Origin of the sequence: Micromonospora sp. WMMA1363 (assembly GCF_030345795.1) — a bacterium.
GTDB lineage: Bacteria > Actinomycetota > Actinomycetes > Mycobacteriales > Micromonosporaceae > Micromonospora.
Window position 1 is genome coordinate 1 of record NZ_JAUALB010000020.1, and the last position, 5,565, is coordinate 5,565.

Annotated in this window: 2 protein-coding genes and 4 pseudogenes; 3 read left to right on the forward strand and 3 right to left on the reverse strand. The window is 74.6% G+C overall.

Translation table 11 applies throughout. From position 1 onward, the window contains the following. A pseudogene (locus QTQ03_RS30105) lies at positions 1-373 on the reverse strand (tetratricopeptide repeat protein); the annotation flags it as partial. A gap of 170 nt (positions 374-543) precedes the next feature. Here QTQ03_RS30105 and QTQ03_RS30110 point away from each other — a divergent pair. After that, a pseudogene (locus tag QTQ03_RS30110) lies at positions 544-1,579 on the forward strand (hypothetical protein). Positions 1,580-1,741: 162 nt separating this feature from the next. Here the strand turns inward: QTQ03_RS30110 and QTQ03_RS30115 are convergent. Beyond that, positions 1,742-2,692, reverse strand: coding sequence for a helix-turn-helix transcriptional regulator (locus tag QTQ03_RS30115; protein ID WP_289276270.1), 951 nt, complete (start codon positions 2,690-2,692; stop codon positions 1,742-1,744). A gap of 194 nt (positions 2,693-2,886) precedes the next feature. Here QTQ03_RS30115 and QTQ03_RS30120 point away from each other — a divergent pair. Then, a pseudogene (locus QTQ03_RS30120) lies at positions 2,887-3,797 on the forward strand (helix-turn-helix transcriptional regulator). 162 nt (positions 3,798-3,959) lie between these two features. On the opposite strand, the gene QTQ03_RS30125 reads toward QTQ03_RS30120, so the two are convergent. Beyond that, a complete protein-coding gene (locus QTQ03_RS30125; RefSeq protein ID WP_289280619.1) occupies positions 3,960-4,994 on the reverse strand; it encodes a hypothetical protein in 1,035 nt (344 codons plus the stop codon). Positions 4,995-5,172: 178 nt separating this feature from the next. On the opposite strand from QTQ03_RS30125, the pseudogene QTQ03_RS30130 reads away from it, so the two are divergent. Beyond that, a pseudogene (locus tag QTQ03_RS30130) lies at positions 5,173-5,565 on the forward strand (tetratricopeptide repeat protein); the annotation flags it as partial.

Here is a 5,565-nt window from a genome sequence, read left to right on the forward strand (position 1 = left end):
TCCAGGGCGGTCAGCTCGAGGATGACCATCTGGTAGAGCCGTGCCGCGCGGGACCAACTGCCGACCGGGTGCAGCACCGCGGCGAGAGCGGCGGCGGCGGCCACGGTGCGCTCGTCGGAGCGGCCGTGCAGCCGGGTGGTGGCCGCGTACGCGTAGGCGGCCCAGCCCCGGGCGGCCTGCGGGTCGCCGAGCGCCACAGCACCCTGGCCTGCAGGCTCGCCGCCTCGGCCAGCTCCGGGGTGGCATTGGCGGGGCGTGGATCGACGTCGGTAAGCGCGTCGGCGAGCAGCCGCCGGGCGCCGGCGAGGTCGCCGGTGGACACCAGGTGGTGCGCATGGTCAGCGAGGTCACCGAAGCCGAGGGCACGCCCCATCGTGCTCATCCGACAACGGTATGTACAAGTCCCGCGCCGGTCAGGTTTCCTGGAGATGGTCCACCTGGCTCGCCGATCAGGCGCAGCCGCGGTCCGTCTGTCACCAACCCGAACTTCCGGTCGACGGAGTGGGGTAGAAAGCGGGTGTGGTTGACGCGGTGTTGCGGGAGATGCTGGTCCGGTACGCCGAGGTGTGGTTGCCTCGGGTGTTGGGGCGAGGACGGCGGGGTGTGATCGCGCTCGCCTACGGAGACGGGCCATCCGCGTCCGTCTTTCCCCCGTCCCCGGCTTCGACCCCGGCCCCGACCCCGACCCCGACCCCGGCCGCAGCCGCGGCGGCTGCGGCGGCTGCGGCTGAGGCGGTGCTGGGAGTGGTGGCCGAGCATGCCGACCGGTTGCGCGGGCGGCAGCTGAGCCTGCTTGTGCTCGTCGACGGCACCGAGGAACTGCCGGCCCGGCTCGGTGCCGTCGAGGCGACGCTGCCGCCCGAGGTCGCCGTCCACCTGGTGCCCGGCGGTCCCGCCCGGCTGCCCGTCGCGCTGAAAGCGGTCGGGGCCGCCCGGGCGCCGCTGCTGGCGTACGTGGACGGTTCGGGTGCGGCGGACCCTGCGGTACTTGCGGCCACCGTGTCCGGGCACCCCGCCGAGGTGCTCCTCGTCACCGACGCCGCCGTCCACACCGGGCCGAACGCGTCGCCCCGACCCGCGCGCGACGCGGCGGTGCCGCCCCCGCCCACGGGCGGTGCGGGCGCGTCCCTGCGGGCGGTACTCACCGGCGCGGGGTTCCCGCTGGTGGCCGAGGTCGACCTCGTCCCGACCGACGGGTCGCCGGCCCGTCGGCTGGCCTTCGGCAACCGGGTACGACCGGAGCCTCGAGGCGTTCAAGGACCTGCTCTGGGCGGTCGACGAGCACGCCGGGCGCGCTACCGCGACCCGGCCGACCCGGCCGGCCGGCTGCTGGACATCGCGCTCGACCCCCGAGCCCGGACCGCTACGCCGAGAACTGCTCGCCGAGCTCGTCCGCTCCGGTTCGCGTACGGTGACCGAGCTGCGCCGGCACGCACTGACCGCGACCGTGTACCGCTCCGCCGACGTGCCACGGGCGTTGACCGGTCTGCTGCAGGCCGGCGCGGTCAGCCGTGACCCCGAGCACGGCCGCCTCGGCGGGGACGTGGTCATCGCGGCGGCGTCGCCAGGACCGGCGTAGGACCGCTGTCCTCCCACGACCACTTCAACCGCGGCCGGTTCTCTTCAACCGGGCTCGACTCAACCAGGCCGGACGCGGCGTCCGGTCAGGCTCACCGTGCCGGATCGAGCCGGCGTTGGTTCAACGCCGTCCGGACCGCGCAGTTGCCGCCCGACATCTGTACTAGGCCATCATGCCCGGGGCCGGTTCGTCGGCGACGTCGGCGGGTGGGCGTGGCCGGACGACCCGTGCCGCGGGTGGGCGGTGGGCGGGTGCGTCCGCGGGTCCGTCGGTGGGCCGACCGGGGAGGGGCTGCTCCCGGGCGGCACGGAAGGCCCCCGGACTCATGCCGACCTCGCGGGCGAAGAACCGCCCGAAGTTGGTCGGCTCGGAGAAGCCGAGCCGGCGGCCGATCGCGGCGACCGGCTCGTCGGTCGCCGCGAGCAGCCGCCGGGCCTGCAGGGCCACCCGGTCGTCGACGACCTGCTTGGCGCTGCGTCCGGTGACTGCCAGACATGCCCGGGTCAGGGTCCGCACCGAGCAGTCCAGGTTGGCGGCGTAGTCCTCCACTCGGCGGGTGTGTCGGTAGCCGCGCTCGACCTCTAGGCAGAGCCGCTGGAAGGTCACCGTCTCGGCGCGCGGCACGGATGTGGCGGCATCGGGCAGCAGGGAAACCCGCAGCAGCAGCACGGCCAGCTGATGACGGAGCAGGCCGGCGGCGCGGGCCACCCCGCGTTGCCGTTCGCAGTCCACCGCGAGTTGGCTGATCTCGGCGCTGAACACGTCCTCGTCCGCGCCGGCCAGTTGTCGCCAGGCCGGGACGGCGGCCGGGTCGACGTCGAACCCGCGCAGCGCCTCCGGCGCCCAACGCACCACGGTCGCGTTCAGCTCGGAAACCGAACACCGGAGCACCTGGCCGGTCCGGGCCCGCAGCAGTGTGCCGGGCCGGCACGGCTGGGCGGCGAAGTCCAGCTCCAGGCCCCCGTGCCCGTCGGTGACCAGGACGAGCAGGTCCCGGTCCAGCAGCGCCGGACGCCGCCACTCAGGATCAGGTACGAGGTCATCCAGAGCGAGTGTCTCGATCTCGGGCGGCGCGCAGATCGGACCGGCGGAGGGCTGACCAGGAGGAACCATCACCTGCGACGGTAGCCCGCGGCGACGACTGCCGCACCCCGGGCCACGCGCCGCGCTCGCGCGGATGATCCGGGCACATATGTGCCCGGATCATCCGCGCGAGGGCGCGGCGCGTGCCCGGGGTGCGGCAGTCGTCGCCGCGGGCTACCGTCGCAGGTGATGGTTCCTCCTGGTCAGCCCTCCGCCGGTCCGATCTGCGCGCCGCCGAGATCGAGACACTCGCTCTGGATGACCTCGTACCTGATCCTGAGTGGCGGCGTCCGGCGCTGCTGGACCGGGACCTGCTCGTCCTGGTCACCGACGGGCACGGGGGCCTGGAGCTGGACTTCGCCGCCCAGCCGTGCCGGCCCGCACACTGCTGCGGGCCCGGACCGGCCAGGTGCTCCGGTGTTCGGTTTCCGAGCTGAACGCGACCGTGGTGCGTTGGGCGCCGGAGGCGCTGCGCGGGTTCGACGTCGACCCGGCCGCCGTCCCGGCCTGGCGACAACTGGCCGGCGCGGACGAGGACGTGTTCAGCGCCGAGATCAGCCAACTCGCGGTGGACTGCGAACGGCAACGCGGGGTGGCCCGCGCCGCCGCCTGCTCCGTCATCAGCTGGCCGTGCTGCTGCTGCGGGTTTCCCTGCTGCCCGATGCCGCCACATCCGTGCCGCGCGCCGAGACGGTGACCTTCCAGCGGCTCTGCCTAGAGGTCGAGCGCGGCTACCGACACACCCGCCGAGTGGAGGACTACGCCGCCAACCTGGACTGCTCGGTGCGGACCCTGACCCGGCATGTCTGGCAGTCACCGGACGCAGCGCCAAGCAGGTCGTCGACGACCGGTGGCCCTGCAGGCCCGGCGGCTGCTCGCGGCGACCGACGAGCCGGTCGCCGCGATCGGCCGCCGGCTCGGCTTCTCCGAGCCGACCAACTTCGGGCGGTTCTTCGCCCGCGAGGTCGGCATGAGTCCGGGGGCCTTCCGTGCCGCCCGGGAGCAGCCCCTCCCCGGTCGGCCCACCGACGGACCCGCGGACGCACCCGCCCACCGCCCACCCGCGGCACGGGTCGTCCGGCCACGCCCACCCGCCGACGTCGCCGACGAACCGGCCCCGGGCATGATGGCCTAGTACAGATGTCGGGCGGCAACTGCGCGGTCCGGACGGCGTTGAACCAACGCCGGCTCGATCCGGCACGGTGAGCCTGACCGGACGCCGCGTCCGGCCTGGTTGAGTCGAGCCCGGTTGAAGAGAACCGGCCGCGGTTGAAGTGGTCGTGGGAGGACAGCGGTCCTACGCCGGTCCTGGCGACGCCGCCGCGATGACCACGTCCCCGCCGAGGCGGCCGTGCTCGGGGTCACGGCTGACCGCGCCGGCCTGCAGCAGACCGGTCAACGCCCGTGGCACGTCGGCGGAGCGGTACACGGTCGCGGTCAGTGCGTGCCGGCGCAGCTCGGTCACCGTACGCGAACCGGAGCGGACGAGCTCGGCGAGCAGTTCTCGGCGTAGCGGTCCGGGCTCGGGGTCGAGCGCGATGTCCAGCAGCCGGCCGGCCGGGTCGGCCGGGTCGCGGTAGCGCGCCCCGGCGTGCTCGTCGACCGCCCAGAGCAGGTCCTTGAACGCCTCGAGGCTCCGGTCGTACCCGGTGCCGAAGGCCAGCCGACGGGCCGGCGACCCGTCGGTCGGGACGAGGTCGACCTCGGCCACCAGCGGGAACCCCGCGCCGGTGAGTACCGCCCGCAGGGACGCGCCCGCACCGCCCGTGGGCGGGGGCGGCACCGCCGCGTCGCGCGCGGGTCGGGGCGACGCGTTCGGCCCGGTGTGGACGGCGGCGTCGGTGACGAGGAGCACCTCGGCGGGGTGCCCGGACACGGTGGCCGCAAGTACCGCAGGGTCCGCCGCACCCGAACCGTCCACGTACGCCAGCAGCGGCGCCCGGGCGGCCCCGACCGCTTTCAGCGCGACGGGCAGCCGGGCGGGACCGCCGGGCACCAGGTGGACGGCGACCTCGGGCGGCAGCGTCGCCTCGACGGCACCGAGCCGGGCCGGCAGTTCCTCGGTGCCGTCGACGAGCACAAGCAGGCTCAGCTGCCGCCCGCGCAACCGGTCGGCATGCTCGGCCACCACTCCCAGCACCGCCTCAGCCGCAGCCGCCGCAGCCGCCGCGGCTGCGGCCGGGGTCGGGGTCGGGGTCGGGGCCGGGGTCGAAGCCGGGGACGGGGGAAAGACGGACGCGGATGGCCCGTCTCCGTAGGCGAGCGCGATCACACCCCGCCGTCCTCGCCCCAACACCCGAGGCAACCACACCTCGGCGTACCGGACCAGCATCTCCCGCAACACCGCGTCAACCACACCCGCTTTCTACCCCACTCCGTCGACCGGAAGTTCGGGTTGGTGACAGACGGACCGCGGCTGCGCCTGATCGGCGAGCCCAGGTGGACCATCTCCAGGAAACCTGACCGGCGCGGGACTTGTACATACCGTTGTCGGATGAGCACGATGGGGCGTGCCCTCCGGCTTCGGTGACCTCGCTGACCATGCGCACCACCTGGTGTCCACCGGCGACCTCGCCGGCGCCCGGCGGCTGCTCGCCGACGCGCTTACCGACGTCGATCCACGCCCCGCCAATGCCACCCCGGAGCTGGCCGAGGCGGCGAGCCTGCAGGCCAGGGTGCTGGTGGCGCTCGGCGACCCGCAGGCCGCCCGGGCTGGGCCGCCTACGCGTACGCGGCCACCACCCGCTGCACGGCCGCTCCGACGAGCGCACCGTGGCCGCCGCCGCCGCTCTCGCCGCGGTGCTGCACCGGGTCGGCAGTTGGTCCCGCGCGGCACGGCTCTACCAGATGGTCATCCTCGAGCTGACCGCCCTGGACGGTCCCGAGTCCCGACGTGTCCTCGC